14 protein-coding genes and 2 pseudogenes are annotated in these 22624 nt (G+C 68.4%); 7 read left to right on the top strand and 9 right to left on the bottom strand.

Annotated features, from left to right (window positions below; translation table 11 throughout):
• Positions 1 to 21: 21 nt before the first annotated feature.
• A complete protein-coding gene (locus tag AB0F89_RS31705; RefSeq protein ID WP_367139063.1) occupies positions 22 to 237 on the bottom strand; it encodes an MbtH family protein in 216 nt (71 codons plus the stop codon).
• A gap of 228 nt (positions 238 to 465) precedes the next feature.
• Here AB0F89_RS31705 and AB0F89_RS31710 point away from each other — a divergent pair, with 228 nt between their 5' ends.
• On the top strand, positions 466 to 1086 hold the full coding sequence (locus AB0F89_RS31710; RefSeq protein WP_367129335.1) for an ArsR/SmtB family transcription factor: 621 nt from the start codon (positions 466 to 468) through the stop codon (positions 1084 to 1086).
• The gene (locus AB0F89_RS31715; protein WP_367129336.1) at positions 1083 to 2348 is read left to right on the top strand and encodes an MFS transporter; all 1266 of its coding nucleotides are present in this window, start codon (positions 1083 to 1085) and stop codon (positions 2346 to 2348) included. The genes AB0F89_RS31710 and AB0F89_RS31715 overlap by 4 nt, the downstream gene beginning before the upstream one ends.
• On the opposite strand, the gene AB0F89_RS31720 is transcribed toward AB0F89_RS31715, so the two are convergent.
• The 3 genes from AB0F89_RS31720 to AB0F89_RS31730 all read right to left on the bottom strand — a co-directional run bounded on the left by AB0F89_RS31720 (position 2318) and on the right by AB0F89_RS31730 (position 6086).
• The gene (locus AB0F89_RS31720; RefSeq protein WP_367129337.1) at positions 2318 to 3607 is read right to left on the bottom strand and encodes a helix-turn-helix domain-containing protein; all 1290 of its coding nucleotides are present in this window, start codon (positions 3605 to 3607) and stop codon (positions 2318 to 2320) included. The two genes, AB0F89_RS31715 and AB0F89_RS31720, sit on opposite strands and share 31 nt — an antisense overlap.
• A 707-nt stretch (positions 3608 to 4314) precedes the next feature.
• A complete protein-coding gene (locus AB0F89_RS31725; RefSeq protein ID WP_367139065.1) occupies positions 4315 to 4818 on the bottom strand; it encodes an IS3 family transposase in 504 nt (167 codons plus the stop codon).
• Between the two features lie 473 nt (positions 4819 to 5291).
• Positions 5292 to 6086 carry a MerR family transcriptional regulator gene (locus AB0F89_RS31730; RefSeq protein ID WP_367129338.1) on the bottom strand — a complete coding sequence of 265 codons (795 nt, stop codon included), beginning with the start codon at positions 6084 to 6086 and terminating at the stop codon, positions 5292 to 5294.
• A 78-nt stretch (positions 6087 to 6164) separates the two neighbouring features.
• Here AB0F89_RS31730 and AB0F89_RS31735 point away from each other — a divergent pair, with 78 nt between their 5' ends.
• Together AB0F89_RS31735 and AB0F89_RS31740 are read left to right on the top strand one after the other, a co-directional pair.
• A complete protein-coding gene (locus AB0F89_RS31735) occupies positions 6165 to 6527 on the top strand; it encodes a nuclear transport factor 2 family protein (protein ID WP_367129339.1) in 363 nt (120 codons plus the stop codon).
• The gene (locus AB0F89_RS31740) at positions 6484 to 7353 is read left to right on the top strand and encodes an SDR family oxidoreductase (protein ID WP_367129340.1); all 870 of its coding nucleotides are present in this window, start codon (positions 6484 to 6486) and stop codon (positions 7351 to 7353) included. The genes AB0F89_RS31735 and AB0F89_RS31740 overlap by 44 nt, the downstream gene beginning before the upstream one ends.
• A 76-nt stretch (positions 7354 to 7429) precedes the next feature.
• Here AB0F89_RS31740 and AB0F89_RS31745 read toward each other — a convergent pair whose 3' ends face one another.
• Positions 7430 to 7990 (bottom strand): RHS repeat domain-containing protein, encoded by a 561-nt coding sequence (locus AB0F89_RS31745; protein ID WP_367129341.1) that lies wholly within the window; start codon positions 7988 to 7990, stop codon positions 7430 to 7432.
• 149 nt (positions 7991 to 8139) lie between these two features.
• Here AB0F89_RS31745 and AB0F89_RS31750 point away from each other — a divergent pair, with 149 nt between their 5' ends.
• The 3 genes and pseudogenes from AB0F89_RS31750 to AB0F89_RS31760 form a co-directional block, all read left to right on the top strand.
• Positions 8140 to 8589 (top strand): DUF2690 domain-containing protein, encoded by a 450-nt coding sequence (locus AB0F89_RS31750; RefSeq protein WP_367139067.1) that lies wholly within the window; start codon positions 8140 to 8142, stop codon positions 8587 to 8589.
• Between the two features lie 210 nt (positions 8590 to 8799).
• Complete coding sequence (locus tag AB0F89_RS31755; protein ID WP_367129342.1) at positions 8800 to 9600, top strand: transposase; 801 nt, start codon at positions 8800 to 8802, stop codon at positions 9598 to 9600.
• Positions 9601 to 9663: 63 nt separating this feature from the next.
• Positions 9664 to 9789 (top strand): annotated as a pseudogene (locus tag AB0F89_RS31760) (integrase); the annotation flags it as partial.
• 503 nt (positions 9790 to 10292) lie between these two features.
• Here AB0F89_RS31760 and AB0F89_RS31765 read toward each other — a convergent pair.
• From AB0F89_RS31765 to AB0F89_RS31780, 4 genes and pseudogenes are all read right to left on the bottom strand, one after another.
• A pseudogene (locus AB0F89_RS31765) lies at positions 10293 to 11602 on the bottom strand (IS701 family transposase).
• A 93-nt stretch (positions 11603 to 11695) separates the two neighbouring features.
• Positions 11696 to 11926: a hypothetical protein gene (locus tag AB0F89_RS31770; RefSeq protein ID WP_367129343.1), complete on the bottom strand. Its 231-nt coding sequence runs from the start codon at positions 11924 to 11926 to the stop codon at positions 11696 to 11698.
• Positions 11927 to 12004: 78 nt separating this feature from the next.
• Complete coding sequence (locus AB0F89_RS31775) at positions 12005 to 12367, bottom strand: hypothetical protein (RefSeq protein ID WP_367129344.1); 363 nt, start codon at positions 12365 to 12367, stop codon at positions 12005 to 12007.
• Positions 12368 to 12425: 58 nt separating this feature from the next.
• Positions 12426 to 22271 carry a restriction endonuclease fold toxin gene (locus tag AB0F89_RS31780; RefSeq protein WP_367129345.1) on the bottom strand — a complete coding sequence of 3282 codons (9846 nt, stop codon included), beginning with the start codon at positions 22269 to 22271 and terminating at the stop codon, positions 12426 to 12428.
• Between the last annotated feature and the right edge of the window lie 353 nt (positions 22272 to 22624).

Consider the following 22624-nt stretch of genomic DNA (forward strand, 5'->3'; position numbering starts at 1 on the left):
GGTGCTCCCGACGAAGCCCGACTACGCCTGGCCCATGCTTTCGACCAGGCTGCGCGGACGCATGTCGACCCAGTTCCGCTCGATGTGGTCCAGGCACGCGGAGCGCGCGTCCGGACCGAAGTCGACGCTCCAACCTGCTGGAACGTCCAGGAACGAGGGCCACAGCGAGTACTGCGCCTCGTCGTTGACGAGCACCAGGAAAACCCCGTTCTCGTCGTCGAAGACATTGCTCACGATCGCTTCTCCCGTTCTCCCGAACACGTCCCGATGCTTGCCGAAAGCCTCTACCGGGAATCTAGGTCACCTGGTCGGCAATACGGGGAACTTCTACCGGCAACAACGCGCGAAAAGACGGCAGTTCGCGTGCCGGGACTGCCGCCACCCCACCCCTGACGCGCCCGGGGCGCCCGAGGCCGCCCTGGGCGACCCCTTGAAAAGACTTCTTTCGAAGGATATCTTTCCATCATGCACGTGCCCCGCCGCAGCCTCGACGACCCCAAGGCGTTGCGCGCCCTCGCCCATCCGACGCGCCTGCGGATCCTGGAGCTGCTGCAGCTCAACGGCCCGCTGACCGCGACGGAGGCGGCCGAACTCGTCGGTGAGAGCCCGGCGAACTGCTCGTGGCACCTGCGACAACTCGCCCACTACGGCTTCGTCGAGGAGTCGCCCGGGGGTGCCGGGCGGCGGCGTCCGTGGCGGGTGCGGGTGGAGGTCCAGAACTTCGACGCGGCGCACGGGGAAGCCGGCCGTGCCGGGGTCGCCGCGAGCACGGCGATCCACCAACGGGAACTGGACGCGTTGCAGGAGTGGCAGAACGCGCGCCACGACGAGCTTCCGCGATGGCGGGACGCCGGGTTCGACCTGAGGGCCATCGCCTGGCTCACGCCCGACGAACTCGCCGTGCTGCGCGACACGATCACCACCTTGATCACGCAGGTCGCCCACCGCGGGGAGGCGCCGGCGTCCCGGCCGGCCGACGCCCGTCCCGTGCGGCTCGTCGCCTGGGGCGTCCCGGGCGCGGCGGGTGCGTCGGAGAAGACCGGGACCACGTCCGAGCAGTCCGACCGCGGAGGGGGAACACCATGAGGACAGCACTGCGGCACGCGGACTTCCGGGTGCTGCTCGCCGCCCTGACGTTCGGCATGGCCGGGGAGTCCGTCCTCCTGCTGGTCCTGGCGATCTGGGCGAACGAGCTCACGGGGAGCGCGACGGCCGCGGCGGTCGCGCTGCTGTTCGTGGCGGTCCCCTACTTGCTCGCCCCGGTCGGCGGCTGGCTCGTGGACCGCGTCGGCGCGAAGAAGGTCCTGGTGGCGACCTACGCCGGGACCGCGTTGTCCGTGCTGTCGCTCCTCACCGTCCGCGACCCCGGGGACCTCTGGGTGATCTACGCGGTGGGCGTGGTCTACGGGATCTCGGTCATCCTCGTGGACGCCGCGCTGACCCGGCTGGTCGTGCTCGTCATCCCCGAGGACCTGCTGGCCGGCGCGAACGGCGCCTCGCAGACGGTCAAGCAGGGCCTCCGCCTGTTCGGCCCGCTCGCGGGCGCCGGGCTCTACGCGGCCCTGGGCGGCACGACCGTCGCGCTGATCACCACCGGGCTCCTGGCGGTCGCGACGACGGCGGCCCTCGCCCTCCGCGTCGACGACCCCGGAACCCCGTCCACGGGTGGCGGGTGGCGTCGGGAGGTCGGAGAGGGCGCGACCGTCATCTTCCGCGACCCGGCGCTGCGGTCCGTCGTCATCGGCACCGCGATCGCGATCCTCGCGCTCCAGATGGCCGACGCCGCGGTCTTCGCCCTCGTCGGGTCCGGGCTGCACCGGCCGCCCGAGTTCGTCGGGGTGCTGGTGAGCACCCAGGCGGTGGGCGGGATCGCCGGCGGCTTCGCGGCGCCGTGGGTGCTGAACCGGCTCGGCGAGGTGCGCGGCCTCGTCGCGGGGTGCGCCTTCCTGGCCGCCGGGATCGGGTTGTTGGCGGTGCCGGTGGTGGCCGTCTCGTTCATCGGGATGGCCATCATGGGCCTGGGTGTCCCGCTGGTGTCCGTGTCGTTCATGACCCAGGTCCAGCGCCGGTCACCACGCGGGCTGGTCGGCCGGGTCGCCGCGACGGCGAGCAGCATCACCTCGCTGGCCCAGGTCGTCTCGCTCGCCGTGGGCGCCACCCTGGTCGCGTGGATCGACTACCGCGGCGTGATGGCGACGATGGTCGCGGGCCTGCTGGTGGCCGCGGCCTACCTCTGGTCCGGCCGCCACGCCGGCGAGTCCCGCCCCCTCGCCGGGACCGACCGGGAGGACGAGGGGGTGCCGGCCGAACCCCGTCGTCAACAGACCGGGGTGGACGTCGAGGCGTGATCGCGCGGGGTCGCGTCGTGCGCCGTGCGCACCAGCTTCAGCAACGAGAACCGCGGCTCGTCCGCCTGCCGGTCGTGCCGGACGAGGCCGCGGCGGACCAGCAGCTCCATGTGCTCGACCGCGTCGGCGCCGGCCAGCTCGGCCACCGCGGCGGCCTCGTCGACGGACCAGTCGCCGTCGGACGAGGCCAACGAGTTCAGCAGGATCCGCTCCGCCCTGCGGAGCGGGTTCAGGCTCTCGCCCAGGGAGGACAGCAGCAGCTCGCCGGACCCGGCGCTCGACCGCCAGTCCCGGATGGCCGCCGGTCGGTCGATCAGCTGGTCGACCAACCGCTGCGGAGAGCGCACGGTGCACATGGCGGCGCCGAGTTCGAGCGCTCCCGGCAACCCGTCCAGGAGCCGGCAGAGCCGCGCCACCGCCGCGGCGTTGTCGCCGCGGAGCTGGAACGAGGGGTACACGCGGCGCACGTGCCACAGCAGCAGCCGCACCGACGGGTTGCCGACGAGGTCCTGGATGCCCTCGTACGACGTGGGAACCGGCAGCGGACCCACCGGGAACACCAGTTCCCCCGGCAACCCCGGCGGGTTGCGAGCGGTGATCAGCAGGTGCGGCCGGGGCGTGTGCCTCAGCAGTTCGGCGAGGACCTGGGCGGAGGCGCGGGAGGCGCCGTCGAACACCACCAGCACCTTGGACAGGTCGACACCGGGGGACGTCCCGCCGTCCAGCGGCGGGAACCCGGAAGGGTCGTGCGGCTCGCGGATGTCCGAGCGGGGCGCGACCACCTCGTTGCCCGAGTACCACAGCACCCGCCAGTCGGGCCGGCCCAGGACCGCCTTGGACACCTCCGACGCCAGCCGCGTCTTGCCGGCCCCGGCGACTCCCGCGATCGAGATCACCTGCTGGGTGTCGGTGGTCAGCAACTCGGTGAGGATGGCGAGTTCCGCTTCCCGACCGATGAACGGCCCGGAGAAGACCGGCGGGCCGTTCCCGCCGGCGTCCGGAGCCCCGCCGTGACCAGGAGGGTCCTGGCCGGTTCCCCGAGCGGCCCTCTCGAAGGCGGCGCGCTGCGACCCGGTGAGCTGCAACCCGTCGGCGAGCAGCCGCACCGTCTGCTCCCGGGGCCGCTGAACCCGACCGACCTCCAGGTCCCGGATGGCGCGCACGCTCAAGGCCGCCCGATCACCCAACATCTTCTGGCTGAGCCGCTTGCGCTGCCGGAGTTCGCGGAGTCTGCGCCCGAACACCGAGTCGTCACGCACAGCCCACCACCACGCGGTTCCGAACACATCGAACAGAAACCGACATCCCGCGGAACGAGCCAAAGAACAGCGGAAAAACCCTCGACACGAGTCCCCCACACGGAAATCAACTGAGCAACCCAAGGCAGTGTCACCGAACAGTGATGGACAGAACGCACCCCCTCCGCACCGCACGAGTTCGGATCACCGGTGGACAAGTCCGAAACATCGACACGCCAAAAGGCGGAGAAAGATGCCGAACAGGCTGATCCCTCCGAGGAGGAACATTTCCACCACCATAGCCGAAGCGCAACGAACCAGCTACACAGCGATCCGCTCGCCGCGGATGGACAGTCCACGGCAACATTACCCGTCCCCGAGGGACCCGACCTACCAGACCGATGCGACCGAGGAGGAGATGCCGAACGATCGGACATCAGGTGAACAGCAGAAACCTCTCCGGCACAACCCGAACAACCCTGGCCACCACGGCATCCCTCCGTCGCCCCCGGTCCTTCCGGCGGGACACGGCGCGGAAAGACCGCGCCCGTTGAGGCACCTCCGGTTCACCCAGCGCGAACGCGCCCGACTATCGCCTGTCCCGCGCACGTCAGCAGCTCAACTGTGGATACGCGCAGTCGGACACCGGAACCACGCGCACCGCGACTAGTCCGAGCCGTCACCCGCATGGGATTGACCCGTTTGACGAACAGGGTCGATGAGTGTGGTCAGGCTACTCGCTCCACCGGATGGTGTCGGGTGGCTTCGTAGGCGGCGGGGCTGAGGTAGCCGAGGCTGGAGTGCAGGCGACGGGTGTTGTACCAGCCTTCGATGTGTTCGAAGGTCGCTTTGTGTGCCCTGGTCCTGGTGGGCCAGGGCTGCCGGTCGAGCAGTTCGGTCTTGATGGTGGCGAAGAACGACTCGGTGACGGCGTTGTCCACGCGTTGGCCCTTGCGGCCGACCGACAATCGGATGCCCAGGTCGGCGGCGAGGGTGGCGAGCCGGTCGGATGTGCGTTGACAGCCCCTGTCGACGTGGAAGATCACTCCGGGCTCGGGGCGTCGTTGGCGCACTGCGTTGTCCAGGGCTTGGGTGACGAGGTCGGTGCGCAGGTGGTCGGCGGTGGCCCAGCGGACGACGCGCCGGGAGGCGATGTCGATCACGGTGGCCAGATAGAGCCACCCTTCCCAGGTGCGGATGTAGGTGATGTCCCCGCACCACCGTGTGTCGATATCCGTTGGTCAAGAGTGATGTCGAGGGTGAGCGTGCGGGGCCCGTCGCCCAGCACGCCTATGGCTCCACGAGCGACGGTGACACCGGCGAGGGCGACTGCTGCGCCAGCGCGCGGAGCAGCATGTAGGCGGTGGACGGCCCCGCCACACTCCGCCCACCGCCTAGCCACTCAGTGCGGCGGCTGGAGCACGAATCGACACTCGATCACCAGGCTGCCGCTATAAGCTGCTGCTCAGTCCTGTTCCATCCCTTGGTACTCCCGCCCAAAGGATGGCCCTGCGCACAACGATCCCGCGCAGGTTGGCGCCCTCCCCAAAGTCCGGCCAGGGCGGCGGCACGTACCTAGATCACCAACCGACTGACGAAATGCCGCCACTGGCCTCTTGACATGACTCGAAGCTCACCTCGGCGGTAATTCCGCGATCAAGGCGGTTGTCTCGTTGTTCCAAGACTCCGCTCCGCACTGACCGCGTCAGGTGACGCGAAAGACCGGCCAGCCGATCTCGGTGCGCCACGCGGCGGGATCGGGTGTGTCACGGGGACCGACGACGTAGACCTCCCGCACCGGCCCGGCCACCGACATCGCGTTCTCCACCACCCAGGTCCCGAGTGCGCCGTACGTGACCTCGATGCCGTCGTGCTCGCCGACGTGGGTAGTGACGGCCAGTTCCGAGGCCGGAAGGGTTGCGGGGTGCACGCGTCCGGTGCGAGGTGGCTCAGCGGTCGGCAGGTAGACGAGCGCGTGACCGCGCTCCTGCTCGAAAAGGGCGTTGTCGTAACAGCCGCCCGGCGGTCCGGCCGCGGCGGCGCCGACGGCCGACTCCAATTCGGCCATCGCGCCTGCGTACCAGGTCGCGATGTCGCGACCTCTGACTACGGCCTCCACCGCCGCGACCGTCCGGGCGGACTGCGCGCGCAACTCGACGTCGATCGGCGCGGGGTCGGGCCGGAGCAGGCGCCGCAGCGACACGACCGCGGCCCGGGTGCGGTCGAGCACGTCCTCGAGGCGTTGCAGGTGGTCCGCGACCAGGGCCGCCCGGACACCGGGGTCGGGGGTCCGCAGGATTCGCTGTACATCGCTCAGGGGGACGTCGAGTTCGCGGAGCCGGTGGATGACCTGCGCGGTAGGGATCTGGTCGACGCCGTAGTAGCGGTAACCGGTGATCTCGTCCACCACGGCGGGTTCCAGCAGGGTCGCCTCGTGATATCGACGCAGTGTCCGCACGCTCAAGTGGGTCAGCCGCGAGAACTCCCCGATGGTCAGCACCCCCACATTCTGGACTCTCTCCCAGGGGGAGAGTCCACGGCTTGACCCTCCCGCGCAGTGAGGTCACACGCTGGGCTCATGACACAGCACACCGATCTCCCGTCCGATCTGCTCCCGGCGACCGTGCGCGAGTTCTTCGCCGCCCACGTCGTCCACGACGCCGACACCGCCTCGTCGTTCCTCACCGAGGACGCGGTGATCGTCGACCAGGACGAGACCTTCAGCGGTCGACAGGAGGCCCACGCGTTCCTGCGGGACGCCGGATCCGAGTTCGAGCACACGACCGAACAGGTCGGCGCTCACCGAATCGACGACAACCACTGGGTGGTGACCGTGCGGCTCGAGGGCACCTTCCCGGGCGGCGTCGCCGAACTCGACTACCGGTTCACGCTGCGCGATGGCCTCATCGCCGACCTCGTCATCGCCAACCACACGGCCTGACCGAACCCACGTCACACCAACCATCAAGGAGAAGAGAGAAATGCCTGGTTCGGATCGCGATCGTCTCGACGGTCGCCGGGTACTGGTCACGGGCGGCTCGAAGGGCGCGGGCAAGGCCGTCGTGCAGAGGCTCCGGGAGCTGGGGGCCGACGTGTACGTGACGGCCCGGACGATGCCCGACGGGTACGAGTACCCGGACCGGTTCATCGAAGCGGACACGACGACGGTCGAGGGCACCGACGCGGTGGTCGCTCGTATCGCCGAGGGCGGCGCGCTCGACATCCTGGTGCATGTCGTCGGGGGCGCGTCGACGCCGGCCGGCGGGTTCGCGGTCATCACCGATGACCAGTGGCTCACCGAGCTGAACCTCAACTTCCTCGGTGCGGTGCGGCTCGACCGGGCCCTGCTCCCGGCGATGATCGAGGTCGGGGCGGGCGTGGTGCTGCACTTCACCTCGATCCAGCGTGAAATGCCCCTGCACGACGCGTCCCTGGCCTACGCGTCGGCGAAGGCCGCTCTGCGCACGTACAGCAAGGGACTCGCCAACGAGCTCGCACCGCGCGGCGTGCGGGTCAACGCGATCAGCCCCGGCGGCATCGAGACCGAGGCCTACGAGCAGTTCGTCGACCGGATCGCCGAGGGCAACGGACTGACCCGCGAAGAAGCGAAGCAGACCATCTTCGACTCACTCGGCGGAGTGCCGCTGGGCCGGTTCGCGAACCCCGCGGAAATCGCGGACCTGGTCGGATTCCTGGTCTCCGACCGCGCCTCGGCAATCGTAGGCGCCGAGTACGTGATCGACGGTGGGACCGTCCCGACCGTTTGAGCCAGGAGCCGGTCGCGAGCGGCGGCTCGCCGAACAGTTCGACCGGCAGGTGGTGGACAGCATCAGCCACTGATGTTCATCGATCACTCGTGACCTGCGGCAGGCAGACGTCCCGTCGCCTGCCGCGTTCGGGGCCGGGTCGTTGCAGGTGAGCCGGAGGACTTCTCCGAAGCTGGAGTAGCCGGTCGCACCGACGTAGACACCGAGGTTCGAACTGGTCGACTCCAGCACCCCGTTGGTCGAGTTGTGGTAGGAGGTCACCACTTCTTGCGCGTGGTGGACAGGATTTGGCTCGCGGCGTCGTAGGTGACGGTGCTGTGGCCGGTGTCGGGGTCGTCGGTGCGACCAGTCGGCCACGCAGGTCATAGGTGTAGCGCCACTGGTTGCCCGCCGGGTCCGTCAGCACGCCGAGCATGCCGGCGGCGTTGTAGGTGTACGTCGTCGTGTCGAAGGGGCTGTCGACGCCGGCGGTGTGCCGGCGCTTCTCGACCGTGCGGCCTTGAGCGTCGTTGATCAGCGTGGTAGCGGTGCCGCCCAGGGGCGGGGTGGTCTTGACGCGGTCGCCGCCGTAGGAGGTGGTGGTGCGCCACTGCTCGACGCCGAACTTGCGCTGGATCGCGGTGGTCGGGCGGCCCATGCCGTCCTACGCGCAACCCGATTGGCTCTTACCTCCGGTGACGGCACGTCGTTCGATGTAGGGATACGGCGACACAACCGGACAGGAGCATCGTGCCCAGGATCGGAAGAAGAACGCTCACGGTATCAGCGGTCTCTATTGGTATCGCCATGACGGTGGTGGCACCGGCCTCCGCGGCGTCATACGACCCGTACACCAGCACGAACCCATTGACGACCGGGTGCGGGGCGGATGCGATTACGATCGCAACCAGGCCGATCAGAAGTCCGCAGGCGTTATACGGGACGATGGAAGTGCGCTATTCACCTTCATGCGGAACCAACTGGGTTCGCGCCGTCATCAACGCCTCCAGCAGTACGAACACGGTCACTAAAGGTATCCGACGCCCATCAAGTCAACCGGACGGTCAAGGCGGCTGGTTAGGATTCTATGAGGACCTCGAGAGCGACCCTGCCGTTGGGAGTTCTTTCGGCATGCAGGTGTACGCTCCTGGAAGCACCTGCATCTATGCGATGAGCGTCGTGCACACGGATTCTGGACAGATCGCAGCCTTTACGGGGGCCGGGGATCCCAATAACCCCTGGGTGGCTTTCTGCTGAGCGCCCCGCGATTTGGTGCTGGCCCGCCTACCACTCGGCACCTGTGCACCGTCCCGAGCTGCTGTGCTGCCGCGCATGAACGGCGACCCACACGCAGCACTGGCTGCATGCCGTGACGTCACCAGCACCTGTGGGGCGCCAGAACTCTGCACTGGCATGCTGAGCTGCGACGATCGCGCACGCTGGACCTCCTGGGCATGATCGTGAGGTGTGGCGTCACGACTGCTGTACCTGATCTTCGTCCGGCTCGGTGACTGGTTGGTCCTGCTCGGCCGGTCCTCCGCGGCCAAGGACGTCGAACTGCTGGTACTGCGGCACGAGGTCGCCGTGCTGCGACGAACCAACCCAGGTCCGCGGCTGGAGTGGGCCGATCGTGCGGTGCTCGCCGCGTTGGTTCGCCGACTCCCCCGATGGCTGCGCGAGCACCGGTTGGTGACACCGGGAACCATCCTGCGATGGCATCGACGCCTGATCGCGCGGAAGTGGACCTGTCCGAACCGCACCGGCCGACCGCCGGTCAACGACACCCTCATGACGTTGATCGAGCGCATGGCGCGGGAGAACACAGGCTGGGGCTACCGCAGGATCCAGGGCGAACCGCCCAAGCTCGGCCACCGGATAGCCGCCTCAACGATTCACCGCGTGCTCAAGCGCCTGCGAATACCGCCCGCACCCCATCGTGACACCGACATGTCATGGCGGCGGTTCCTCCGCGCCCAGGCCACGAGCATGTCGGCCTGTGACTTCTTCCACGTCGACTGCGCCGTCACCCTCACACGCGTATACGTCTTCTCCGTGATGGAAGTCGCCACCCGCCACGTCCACATCCTCGGCACCACCACCCCCAACGGGGCATGGACCACCCGACAAGCCCGCAACCTGCTCATGGACCTCGACGGCCGAGCCGACAGCTTCCGGTTCCTCATCCGCGACCGGGCCGGTCGGTTCACCGCCTCGTTCGACGCGGTCTTCTCCGCCACCGGCATTCAGATCGTGAAGATCCCACCATGATGCCCGCGAGCCAACACCTACGCCGAACGGTTCGTCGGCACCGTCAGACGCGAAGCCACCGACCGACTGCTCATCGTCAACGAACGCCACCTGCGGACGGTGCTGAACCGCTACGCGGCCCACTACAACCACCGCCGGCCCACCGAGCACTCCAGCTCACACCACCACGACCGGACAGGCCGGCAGTAGAGCCGAACTGCACGTCGATACATCGCCGTCCAGTCCTCGCCGGCCTGATCAACGACTACGAACGCAGCCGCCTAACCGCAGGTCAGACCGCGTAGCCGACTATTGGCACCCCACACGAGCACGCCTCGACCACATTGCAGCCCTACACCCGCCGCACACTAGACCACGAGAGGATCTTGAAGGCGCTTGATGACGACGATGACGGCCTGTGTCAGCCCATCCGCTGACTGGGTGCTGACAATCTAAAGATCAGGCCCCGTCCAATTCAACTTGGACGGGGCCTGATCTGCGTGGGCGATACTGGGATCGAACCAGTGACCTCTTCGGTGTGAATGAAGCCAATATAAAGCCTCTACCAGCACGAATAGAATTAGCGCAGGAAAAACGCGGCTATTGGGTGCCGTTGAATGCGGTTCGACGCTGTTGAACGCGTCCGACGGCTCCCATTTTGCTCCCACCGCCCGCTCCTACACGCTCCTCAAGACCCCGAACCGCCAATCGGACTAGTACTCCAGCCGCACTTCGTTGTATATGGCATGTCTTCGCTGGTAGTGGGCTTGTTTGGCGCGGTGTTGGTGGCGCCTGCGCCAGTGGGACCAGGCCCAGGTGGTGGCACGCTCGGGGATGGTGGTGATCAGGTGTGCCAGGAGACGCCTGACCTCGCCGAGGGTGACCGGGATGAGGCCGCTGCCAGGGCTTTTGGGGCGATGGCGGCGGTAACGGCGAGGTAGGTGTGGGCGAGCATCGCGAGGGTGATGTGGCGGTACCAGGCGTCGTAACGGCGGACCTGGTACTGGTCCAGGCCGACCTCGGTTTTGGCGGTCTGGAAACAATCCTCGACAGCCCAGCGGGCTCCGGCCACCCGGATCAGGTCGTCGTCGGTGGTTCCCATTGGGGCGCAACACAAGTAATAGGCCAGTTCGTGCTCACCACGACGGTTCGCGGTCAGGGAGCGGCGGATCAGCAGCCATCGTCGCCACCCGGCAGGTGTGGTGTCGTCGTAGACGGGTAATGAGGCCACCGCCCAGTCGAACAGACGTGGCCCTTTCGCACCCTGGCCGCAACTGCGGCGCTTCCATGCCGCTTCCGGGGCGTCGGCGGTCAGATGGTCGGCGCGTGTGGCGCCCGCGGTGGCGGGAATGGTCTGACTGCTCGGCACGGCTACCACATAGGCGATACGTCGATCTTCAAGCCAGGCCCGGAATTTCGAGTCGCCGCCATATGCCTCGTCCGCGGTCACCCAACGGGCCGGCACACCGGCGTCCAACGCCCGGGCCAGCATCGCGCGGGCGAGCACGGGCTTGGTCGCGAACTCCACGGTGTCGGGCACCGCCGCCTCCCGACACCGCTCCCGGTCGGCGACCCAGGACTTGGGCAGGTACAGCTCCCGGTCGATCAGCGTGCGACCTTTGCCCGTGGTGTAAGCGAGAAACACGCCCAGTTGGCAGTTCTCGATCCGACCGGCGGTACCGGAGTACTGCCGCTGCACCCCGGCCGACTTGTCGCCCTTCTTCAGGAACCCGGTCTCGTCCACCACCAGCACGCCATCGCCGTCGGCCAGGTGCTCCACGGCATAGTCGCGGGCGTCGTCGCGGACCCCGTCGACGTCCCATGTCGCGGCGTTGAGCAACCGCTGCATCCCGTCCGGCGTCGTCTCACCAGCCACTTCGGCCAACGTCCAGCCGTTCTTGCCCGCGATCGGAGCCAACAGACCTCGAACATACGCCCGAGCCCGACGCCGCGGCTCCGCCCGCAGAAACCGTCCTGCCACCCGCCCGAACAACTCGTCCAAGCCGCTCACCCAAGCCTGGATGTCCTCATCAACCAACACAAGATCGACAAGCTACCAGAACATGATCACGAAGTGCGGCTGGAGTACTAACCGCAGGTCAGGCCATGTAGCCGACTATTGGCACCTCACAAGCGCGATCAACCGGGCTTCGACCTCCCTAGTCACCACCGAGGCCACCGGCGGCAGTACGCGCTTCTTGCGCGAAATCCTGGCATGCATATCGCCTCCGGTGTCGACGAACCGCTTGGCGACCAGCCGCAGCGTCTCGCCCGAGACCCCGAGCCGGGCCGCGACCACCTCCTTCGCATCGACCTCACCCTCCGAGGTGTCCAACGCCAGCAACACCCGAGGTGAACATTTCGAGGACGATCTTGGAATCCGTCGATTCCACAGCCCGACGGTCATGCCGCCGAACACGGCTCGTCACAGACGCCACGACTCCACAACCGTGCCGTTGTGAACCGTCCACAGAAGACGTTTTTCCCCCTCGTCATCGTCGACGTAGAAGACACCCTCGATCTCGGGCAGTGCCGCCGCGATACCGCGCAACTGGTCGAGCAGTAGGTCCTCATTCACGAGTTTTACAGAGCCCCCGTAGAAGGCGTGCGCCACCCAGTTCACCACCTTGGGCTGGAAGACCCAGCCCGAACAGTAATCGGCGAGAACTTCCTCCGAGAAGACACGGTCCCGATGCTGCGCGGCGACTTCGGCGACGATCTTCCTGATAACGGCGAAGTCCTCCCAGTCACAGTCGAGAAATCCTCGAATGTTCGCGTACCGCGACACAGCCCCTCCCGATGCCCCAGCTAACGCATGTCGACCGATGCCTTGCAGGGTAATCGACTCAGTCGCCCAATCCCAGCCGGACCGTTATGTCCTTGCCTTCCAGCTTCGCCCGCACACCAGGGTGCACGCCGTACTTGAACCACATCTCCGGACGCAGGCCGACTGCCGCCGCATTGTCGACCAGGGCATTGATCTGCTTCCTGGTGCTCTTGGAGAGGAAGTTCTTCGGCTTGTTCAGCGCCGACATCGACCGCTTCGCCTCGATGATCGCCTCGTCGGTGACGGAGTCGTACTGGCGTCCGTTGATGTAGCCTTCCCTGCCCCCGGACACCGCACGAACCCGCTCCTCGTACATCAGGTCGATCGCGCGCGAGTAGTCGCCCCTGTCGTAGTACTTTCGCGCCGCATCGCTCAGGCGCATTCCGCCCTGTCCAGACGGGCATTCGGTATCCTCGTTGTGAGTCAGTACCGATACTGCACCCACGAAGTACGTGTGCAGGCCGTCGACCGTGAGGTTGTAGACCTCGCGGTCCGGGGAGAACGGACGGGCGCTGGTGACGGTGGCCGGGCGGTGGTCTGCCGTTTCAAAGGTGTAGCCCGGCTTCAGGCCTTCGGCTTCGACCCACTTCTGGATCGACTCGACCCAGAACGGGTGTTCGTCGGTCGCGACGATGTCACCTTCGCCGCCGTCCACCGCAATCGAGATCTTGTACAGCAGGCGCTCGGCCTGGTGAGAACGGGTGTCGGTGACGGTTCGCGGACCGGTTTCGCCGGTGGTCGGGTCGGTGGCCAGGACCGAGTCGCCGACGCGCACGTCGCGAATCGGCTTGCGTGATCCGTCCGCCATCAGGACCGGGGTGTCGCCGGAGAAGCTGTTGCGGTCGAGAGACATCGGGCAGCTGCCGTTGGCCTCGCCGCGCGAGTTGTCACCCGCGTCGCGGGCGGCGCCGTTGCCGCGCTTGCGACCTGGCCCGAGCAGCGAGAGCACGTCGCCGAGGCCGGGTACCTGGCTGTTGGTGAAGTCGGAGACGGCCTGTTCGCCGACGGACTGGATGATGTTGACGCCAGGTTTGACGATAGTGGCCTTGACGGTTTCCCAAACCTTGTTGACGTCCTGCACGTTGGCCGTGACGGAGGAGACCTTGCTCGCTGGCAAGTTGGCCGCCGAGGACACCAGGTCCTTCGTGGCGATTTTCGGCTTCAGTGCCGCTTGCAGGACCGGCATCGGGTTGTTCTTGGCGGCCTCGGCGATCGCGGCCTGGGCGCGTCTGGTCACCGCTTCCATCGCGGCACGGCGGGCTGCCGCAGCGGCTGCTGCGGCAGCGGCTGCGGCTCGTTTAGCGGCGGCTTGGGCTGCTTCACGGGCTGCGGTCGAGGAGTAGCCGCCTACATTGCGTCGTGACCAGCTTGCCGCCTCGTCGCCGTAGCGGTGTCTTCCTGAGGCGGCTTCGTCGCCGTAACGGCGGGCGTTGGATCCCGACCTGCTTCCGCGACGACCGCTGGAGGCCACGTCGTCACCGGAGCGTCGCACGGCCGAGCCGCCGCGTCGACCGGACTTGCGGGCCGCGCCTGCGAAGTCGTCTCCGCGCTTGGCGAGGTGCTTGGCGCCCTTGTAGAGGTACTTCGCGCCCTTGAGGAGTTTGCCGCCGGGGATGAAGTTGGATGCGACCCACAAGGCGTTGCCCAAGCTGGGGTCGCGGGCGAATCTGACGATGTCGCCGACGGGTGAGGCTTCCTTGACGACCGTCAGCGCGACGGAGCCGATCTTCTTCCAGCTGGGCCAGTGGCCGTCGGGGTCGATCAGGTCGAGTGGTCGGCCCGCGCCGTACGTGTAGCGGTTGAACAGGGTGGAGGTGCCGGACGAGGCCGAGACGGTGTCGCGTGAGGCGAACCCGCCGGTGCCCGGCTGGTACCAGCGGGCGCCCATGTTGACTTGTTCGGTGTCCGGGTCGGTCCAGTCGCCTTGGAACCCGACCTGGCGCGCGGTGCCGGTGGTGGCGGTGGTGGTGCCGAACGGGTCGAACGCGGCGGAGTCGGCCATGCCCGTGGTGGTCGTCGGATCCATGCCGCCGACGACGTCGCCGTGCTTGTCCGACACGGTCAACCGCTTGGCGCCGCCGGAGGCGATGGAGACCAGTTCGCCGGACGCGTCACGGCCGTACGTGCTGTCGCCGTCAGACGCCGGGTCGATGTCGAAACCCGCGTAGCGGAACGACTTCGCGCCCCGGGTCACGAGTCGGTCCGCACCGTCGTAGGCGTAGGTCGTGGCACCCACTTGGATCAGTCGGTCGAAGGCGTCGAAGGAGAACTTCTCCTCGAGCCCGGAGCTGGTCCTCGACTGCATCGAGCCGCGTGCGCTGTACTTGTAGGTGTAGTCGCCATCCGACAGCAGCCGGTTGCGCTCGTCGTAGGTGGCTGTCTTCGCGCCGTTCCGGGTGCGGTTGCCGGACGCGTCCCACGCGTAGTCGGTGGTTCGCCCGTCGACCGTCCAGGACTTGAGGCGGTTGGTGTGGTCGTAGGTGTAGCTGTTGTCGCCGGCGCCCGCGTACCCGGAGGTGGTCTTGCGGGTGAGGCGGTCGTTGTTGTCGTAGTCGTAGGCCAGCGACGACAGCGTCACGCCGCCGACGTCCTTGATGACGTCGGACTTCTCCCGTCCGAGCGGGTCGTAGTCGAACGTGCGCGTCCGTCCAGTGCCGTACTGCACGCTCCGGAGCTGCCCGGCCTCGTTGTAGCCGTAGGTCAGGCCGACCCCCGTGACGCCGTCGGTGACGGTCTTGAGCCTGCCCTTGTCGTATCCGAACGCGGTGGTCCCGGCGGCGTCGGTGCGGCTGGTGATGCGGCCGTTCGCGTCGTAGGAATACGACGAGGTGCCGGACGGGCCGGTGGCCGACAGCAGGGCGCCGCGGTCGTTGTAGTCGTAGGCGTTGCGCCCACCCGGCGCGTCGATCTCCTTGACCCGCCCGAGTTCGTCGTAGACGCGGACGCGCTCGGCGGTCGCGGTTTCCGCGCCTGCGCCGGTCTCCTTCTTCAACCGGTTCAGCGCGTCGTACTCGCGGTCGCGCACCACCCCGCCGGGGGCGGTCAGCTTGGTGTTGTTGCCCGCGGTGTCGTACACAGCGGTCCAGGTGCGGTCGGTGGCGTTCGGGTGTGCTGCGGTGGACGGTTCGACCACGGACTCGGGCAGTGACCAGGCGTTGTAGGCGGTAATGAACTTGTTGCCACGGCCGTCGGTGTAGCGGGTGCGGTTGCCGCGTGCGTCGTAGCCGAACGAGGTGGTGATCGATTCGGTGTCGGTGACCGGTTCGACCTGCTGGGTGAGCCTGCTCAGCGCGTCGTAGGTGTAGCGGGTGGTGTGGTTGAGCGGGTCGGTGCCGGTGAGGGTGTTGCCCGCGGCGTCGTGGGTGTAGGTGGTGCGGCGCTGGATGGCGTTCTGCCCGTCCAGGTTGAACGAGCCGGTGAGCCGCCCGGCGGCGTCCAGGCGCAGGTAGCCGGTGCGGCCGAGCGGGTCGCGCTGGAAGACCGGGCGGCCCAGGCCGTCGTAGCCGTACTGCATGACCACGCCCGCCGGGTCGGTGGCGCTGGTGCGTTGTCCCAGGGTGTCGTAGCCGAAGGTGGTCGCGGCACTCGACGGCGAGGTGGCCTTGACCAGTTCGCCCGCTTCGTTGTGCTCCAAGGTCGTCGTGTGGGCCGCGGCGGTGGGTTTGCGCTCCAGCACTGTGCTGGTGACCTGGCGGGCGAGCGCGTCGTAGGTCGCCTCGCTGCGCGCTCCGGTCGGGTCGGTGATCGACAGCTGTTCACCGGTGTGGGTGTAGGTGTAACGCCACACGCCGCCGGCCGCGGTCGGGGCGTCGGCCTTGGGGTCCTGCCGTTCGACGAGCCTGCCGAGTTGGTCGTAGCGCAACCGGGTGATCGCGCCCCGTTCGTCGGTGGTCTCGACGGCGTTGCCGGCCGGGTCGTAGGTGGTCGTGGTGGCGCCCTTGATGGCCTGGGAGGCGCCGGGCGGGGTGTAGTCGGGGCTCTCGGTGCGGACCGGGCGGCCGACCTTGTCGTAGAACAGCCGGGTGACCTGGCCGTTCTCATCCTTCACGGCGGTCTGGTCGCCGAAGGTGTCGAACCCGATCAGTGTTTCGGGACGTGCCGTGGTCGGTGTGCCGCCGCCGGTTTCCACCGACACGGCGGGCAGCGTCACGGCGACCTGGCGTTCGCTCTCGTCGTAGCGGTACTCGGTGGTGAACGCCGCGGGGTTGGCGCCGGTGACGTTGCCGCGCGGGTCGGTCTCGGCGACGAGCAGGCCGCGCTTGTCGTAGCGGCGAGTGGTGGCCAGCGGCGTGGTCCCGAACTGGATGCTCTCGCTGGTCTGGTTGCCGACGTTGTCGTACCCGTAGTCGACGACCGAGCTCGCCGTGGTCTGCAGGCCGGGCGTGTTGGAGCCCTGTCCGGAGCGGGCGATCTGGGTGACGTTGCCGTTGGCGTCGTAGCGGTAGGCGGTCCGGCGGGCCAGGCCGGTCGGGTCGGCGAGCTCTTCGGTGATGCGGCCGACCGCGTCGTACGTGTACTGGGTGATCCTGCCGCCGGGGCCCGTGTGCTTGACGAGGTTCCCCGCGCCGTCGTAAGCGTTCTGCTCCAGCAGGACCTTGCGCGGCGCACCGCCGGGCACCGGCACCTCGGCGTGCACGCGGAACACCAGGCCGTTGGGCGTGTATTCGTAGAGGGTCTTGCGGCCCATGGCGTCGACGTGCCGGATGAGCCTGCCGCCGAGGTCGTAGGTGTTGGCCTCCAGCACCAGCAGCGTGCCGGGATCGGCATGCTCTCCGGTGCCCTGGCCGCCGGAGACCGGTTTGCCGTGCCAACCGCGCAGCCGCACCTCGGCCACCATGTTGCGGGCGGTGTAGGCGTACTCGATACGGGTGCCCAGCGCGTCGACCGCTTGGGTCCGGTTGCCGAACACGTCGTAGGCGTAGCTGGTCTTGGAGCCCTCGGCGTCGGTGACGGAGTCCTGCCGACCGCGGTCGTCGTAGGTGTAGGTGACGGTGCGCGTCGAGTCACCGCCGGCGAGGTCGGAGACCTCGACCTTCTCCGGCAGGCTGTCGGCGTTGTAGGTCGTCTTGGTGAACCTGGTGTGCCGGATCGCGTCGACGACGTTGGTGACCGGGGCGTCGGTGACCTCGACGAGTCGGTTGAGCTCGTCGTAGCCGTACTTCGTCTCCAAGCCCTGGGGGTGAGTGTCTGAGAACTCGGTCTCCGCGACTCTGCGGCCCAGCAGGTCGTAGCGGTACTTGGTGACCAGGCCCTCGGCCTCGGTGTCGGTGCGGCCGGGCTCGGTGGTGGAGGCGAGGTCGCCGTTGGTGAAGTACCTGTAGGTGGTCTGCTTGCCGCGCGCGTCCTTGGTCCACTTCAGCAGGCTGGCGGGTTCGTTGCCGCCGCCTTCCGCGGCGGTGGTGCCATCGGTGTAGCCGTGGGTGACGGTGGTGCCGTCGGGCATCGTCTGCTTGAGCAGCTCGCCGCGCGCGTCGTACTCCATCGAGGTCAGGTAGCGGTTGTCGGCGGGACCGGCGGAACGGCCGTCGCGGACGGTGAGCTGCTTGTCGATGCGCGGGTCGGTGTCGTTGGCCTTGCTCGGCGCGGGCTGGTGGTAGGTGAAGTGCTCGGTATCGCACACGCCCGGTTCGCGGCAGGTCTTGCGGGAAATCACGTTGCCGCGGGCGTCGTTGCGCAGCTCGACCTGGTGGCCGTTCTCGTCGGTGATGGTCTGCTGGAACCCGGAGGCGTCGTAGCCGAAAGTACGCACGCCGACGCCCTGCACCGGGCCGCCCTGCCAGTCCGGGTTGCTCACTCCCGTGCCGCCGCAGTAGGTGGGTGTGCCGTCCGGATTCGTCGTCGTGTCGGTGCACGGTGGTGCGGTGGACGGGGTGGTCGGCACGACCGACGGGTCGGGGCGGTCCTCCAGCCGCACACCGGTTCCCAGGGGGGCGACGAATCGGATGATTCGGCCACGTATGGGGTCGTAGTCGAAGAAGTGCGACCGGTCGCCGGGGTCGGTGACCTGGACGGTGCGCACCAGGTTGCGGACCGTGCGGCCCTGCGCGTCCTGCTTCTCGGTGCCGCTGACCTGCGGCACACCCAGTTTCCAGTGCCCGCCGTCGACGTCGGTGTAGTCGCGGACACGGTCGTTGGTGGTGTCGTAGGCCAACTCGGCGGCCACCCTGCCGCTGGGCATGGTGACCTTCGTGAGCTGGTCGGAGTGCTCACGCGCCTGGTAATGGGCGCGAGTCGCTTCCTCGCCCAGCGGGTGCTGGTAGATCGCGACCTCGTCGATCTCCCCGGCGAAGTGCTTGCGGCCCGCGCCGGGCCACCAGCCGACCGGTTCCCAGGCGGCCGGGCCGACCGCGTGGGCCGCGCCGATCTGCCCGTGGTTGAACGGGCTGTTGTCGATCTCTCCGTCGGTGGTGCCGACCTTGGCGCCGTCCAGGTACAGGGTCTGGGTGGCCAGCGAGCCGGACAGCACCACGTGGTGCCACTGACCGTCGTTGACCCTGCCCGTGGTGGTGATCGGGGCGACGCGGCCGTGCCAGAACTGGCCGCGCAGCTTGCCGTCGCGGTCGACGTACAGCACGGGGATGGCGCCGTTCTGGGCGCGGTCGAACGGGGCGGTCTGGAAGCCGATCAACGGTCCACCGGTGGTGGTCTTGAACCACAGCTCCACGGACAGGTCACGGGACTTCTTGATCGCACCGTCGGGCAGGGCCACGTACGAGCTGCTGCCGTTGAACGTGGTCGCGGTGTCCGGGCTGCCGTCCAGCGGGCCGGGCGCACCGGGCGTGGTACTGCGGTGCGCGCCCCAGTCCTTGGCGAGGTTCGTAGCGACCTGGCTGACCGCGTCGGCCGAGCCAGCGGGCTCGCCGAGTCGCCAGTACGAGTCGGGGCGGGAGTCCAGCACGGCGGTGCGGTAGTGGGAGCCGTTGTCGTAGTCGTACTTGGTGCAGCCGCCCTTGGGGTCGCAGACCTCCGTCAGCCGGTCACCGAGGTACTTGTAGGTCCATGTGAACGGTGTGCCGCCGGTCGCCGGTGGGTCGGTGCGGACTTGGGTGACGTGGTTGCCGGTCCAGGTGAAGTAGAGCGTCCGGTTGGCGCTCGCGCGGCTGATGGCGCGCTTGATCTGACCGTTGAGGCCGTAGTCCAGTTCCAGCATGCGACCGGCGTTGTCGTGGATCGTGATGAGTCGGCCGTCGAACTCGCGGAAGGTGTAGACGGTGTTGGCCTTGTCCACCAGCACGTAGTTGCGGGCGGTGGTCGTGGTGTCCTGGTAGAAGGTGGCGAACCGGCCCGGCGGCGGGTCGAAGGTGCCGTCGGCGTTGCGGCCGAACCGGACCTGCTGGCCGTCGGGGTAGGTGACCACGACGTTGCCCGAACCGTCCTGGTCGGGCACCACGCGCATGTCGTACCGGGTGGACCAGCCCGCGCCGAACAGGTTGATCTTGCGAGGGTCGAGGCTATTGTAGGTCCGCGCGACGTTCAGCTCCGGTCCGCTGACGCCGAGCACGGCGTCGATCGCGGCGGTCGTGTAGTTGCCCACCTGCGGGTCGAAGTCCAGGTCACCCGCACTGTAGGGCGCGCCACCCAGGTGCGAGGTGATCTCCGGCTGCGGCACCGCGGTCAGCAGCGCGCTGAACGGCAACGCCTCGCTGCGGGCGCCGCTCGGATCGATCGCGAACGCCCGCCAGTGGTAGGTCTCGCTCCACTGCAACCGTCCCTTCGGGACGGTCCACGTCTTGCTCGCCACGCGTGGTCCGAGCGTGCAGCTGCCCAGCGCGGGCGTGCCGTCGGCGTTGCTGCCGCAGACCTCGAACTCGTAGCGGACCCCGGTGCCCGCGGGCGCGTCGATGTCGACGGCGTCCGCCCACAGCTGCGGGGTCAGCGTCGGCGCGGAGTGCCCCGCGGGCGGGTACTGCGCCTTGACGACCGGCGGGAGCTCGAACATCGTCAGCGACAGCCGCGCCGGCGGAATCTGCTCGTCGGTGAAGTAGGTGCTGCCGTGCACCATGCTGAAGTCGAGCAGGTAGTCGCCGGGGTTGGCGAAGCGATAGACGGTCGCGTCGAGCGTCACCGTGTCGCCGGGTGGCACGTCGCGCGGCAGCACCGCCGACACGCGTGAGTCGACCGCGCGGCCCTGGGCGGTGAACGCACGGTAGGCCAGCTTGTACGCCGCGGGCGTCCACGTCTGCGAGCCGCGGTTGGTCACCGCGATGCGCACCTTGCCGTCCTGCTGCCGGTGCACCGGCGGTTGCGGCACACCCCGTTCGATCCGGTAGGAGGCGTCGTACGGGGTGTGGGTGACGAACAGCCGCGGCGGGTTCGCGGTGCCGACACCGGTGAACTTCTTCCAACTCCGGGTGGCTTTCACCGCCAGGCCGTTGTTGGTGCCGCCGCGCACCCAGCCCTGCACCAGGTCACGCCCCGCGGTGCCGAGGTCGACCAGGTCCGGCGCCACCGGGCAGGCCGAGTGCGACTGGCCGAGCGCCACGTAGCCGTGCGCGAACGAGGCGCCGGCGATCGAGCCACCGGTCGGCGGGTGTCCCGATCCCGACGGGGACCAGGCGCCGGTCACCGGGTGCACCGTGATCGGCTCCGGACGGCACGACGGCGCGCTGAAGCTGGTCAGGTAGAGCTGCGCGCCGAAGACCCTGTGATCGGCCAGCGCCGGGTTCACCCCGTCGAACTTCAGGTACATCGCGCTGCCGTCGCCCACCAGCAGCTCCGAGCCGCCGGTGCGGGTCCCGCCGGAGGTGACCACGGCGGCATTGGCGGACGTGCCCTGCACCGACGGGTCCACCAACACCGGGTAGGTGCGGCCGGCCTCGCGCAGCCACACCGGGTCCAACGACATCTTCAACGCCTGGCCACCGTTGTGGTCGACGAGTTCGTAGCGCACACCGTGCGAGGTGGACGGGTTCTCCGGGTGGCTGTCGGTCATGAAGCCCACGGGGATCCGCGACCGCTCGCGACCCGAGGCGTCCACGAAGGACACCTCGCCATCCACGATCCGGGCGGTGAGGCCCTTCAGCCGCAACGGGAACACCCAGGCGTGCAGTGTGTCCGGTGAGGCCAGCACGAGCGTTTCCTTGACACCACCGGGCAGGACGTCCAAGCGCAGGTCCACACCCGTGGCCACGCCGGGGTACGTGATCCGACTGCCCTCGACCCGGGCGGGCGCGGCGGACGTGCCAGCCAGGCCGAACGCCAGCTCGTGCTCCTCGGACAACTTCATCCGCACGAACGGTGATTCCGACGCCGTCGCGACGAACCGGGTCTCGACCTGGTCCGCGGTATTGCGCCACCCGTCCCCGTCGGCGACGAGCGTGGTGTCGATCGGGTGCCAGGAACCGTCGGGGCGCTGGTAGTTGACCGCCGCCTGGCTGAACTCGGTGGTCATCGTGCCATCGGCGTTGCGGAACGTGCGCGAGTCGGCTTGACGCAGTCTGGGGTCCTCGCGGCTGCCGGCCGGGTCGAAACCGGTCAGGCCCGACGGCACCCCGAGTTCGCGGACCACGTTGGGCGGCGGCTCCCCGGAGGGGAACTCCGGTTGCGGGTACTTGGCCGATTCGGACTCGGGCAGCGCGCGGTTGACCGTGTCGCCCTCGACCACCTGGGCCTGTCCCGCGGCGCTCCCCCACGACTGGCCGGGCGCCGGTTCACCGGCGTCGACACCGCTCCGGCCCGCCGCGCCGAACCACGGCAGCGCGTCGACCACGCCAGGCGGGACCGTGCCGATGAGCAGCACCAGCACCACGGCGACCGCGACCGTGAGCCGGGTACCTGACGGTGCGACCGGGAATAAGCGGGCACGCCGAGCACTCCAGGCCACCATTGCGCATTCCCCCGGATCGAAATAGCGATACGCGACCACCCCCGTGGTCACATCCGTCCGAAACTTGCATACGCGGTGCGACAAGGCAAGGAGTCGACCCAAAAGGCGTAGTCCACCGTTCCCGTGCTAACCGTATGGCCGATAACGGGTACCCGGAGCGACGGGGCACACCGCCACTCGGCGGGTGTCGGGCCAAAGCACTGACAACCGTCCCACCAGTGTCTACAGTCGTTGACCGTCCGCATGGACAGCGATGAACCGGGGGGACCACATGGCATCGGTCGGCGCGAGCCTGCGAAGAAGACTGCTCACCACCGTCTTAGCGGGTGCCGTCGCGTCAGCCGTCATGGTCGCGCCGACGCACGCGGCACAAGCCGCCGCGACGCTCACGT

It is taken from the genome of Saccharothrix sp. HUAS TT1 (assembly GCF_040744945.1).
In the GTDB taxonomy this organism is placed as follows: domain Bacteria; phylum Actinomycetota; class Actinomycetes; order Mycobacteriales; family Pseudonocardiaceae; genus Actinosynnema.

Coding starts and splice junctions, on each gene's coding strand:
- AB0F89_RS31745 (WP_367129341.1), bottom strand. CDS start 7,990: ATGGGCCGCCCGACCACCGCGATCCAGCGCAAGTTCGGCGTCGAGCAG.
- AB0F89_RS31740 (WP_367129340.1), top strand. CDS start 6,484: ATGGCCTCATCGCCGACCTCGTCATCGCCAACCACACGGCCTGACCGA.
- AB0F89_RS31735 (WP_367129339.1), top strand. CDS start 6,165: ATGACACAGCACACCGATCTCCCGTCCGATCTGCTCCCGGCGACCGTG.
- AB0F89_RS31710 (WP_367129335.1), top strand. CDS start 466: ATGCACGTGCCCCGCCGCAGCCTCGACGACCCCAAGGCGTTGCGCGCC.
- AB0F89_RS31750 (WP_367139067.1), top strand. CDS start 8,140: ATGACGGTGGTGGCACCGGCCTCCGCGGCGTCATACGACCCGTACACC.
- AB0F89_RS31715 (WP_367129336.1), top strand. CDS start 1,083: ATGAGGACAGCACTGCGGCACGCGGACTTCCGGGTGCTGCTCGCCGCC.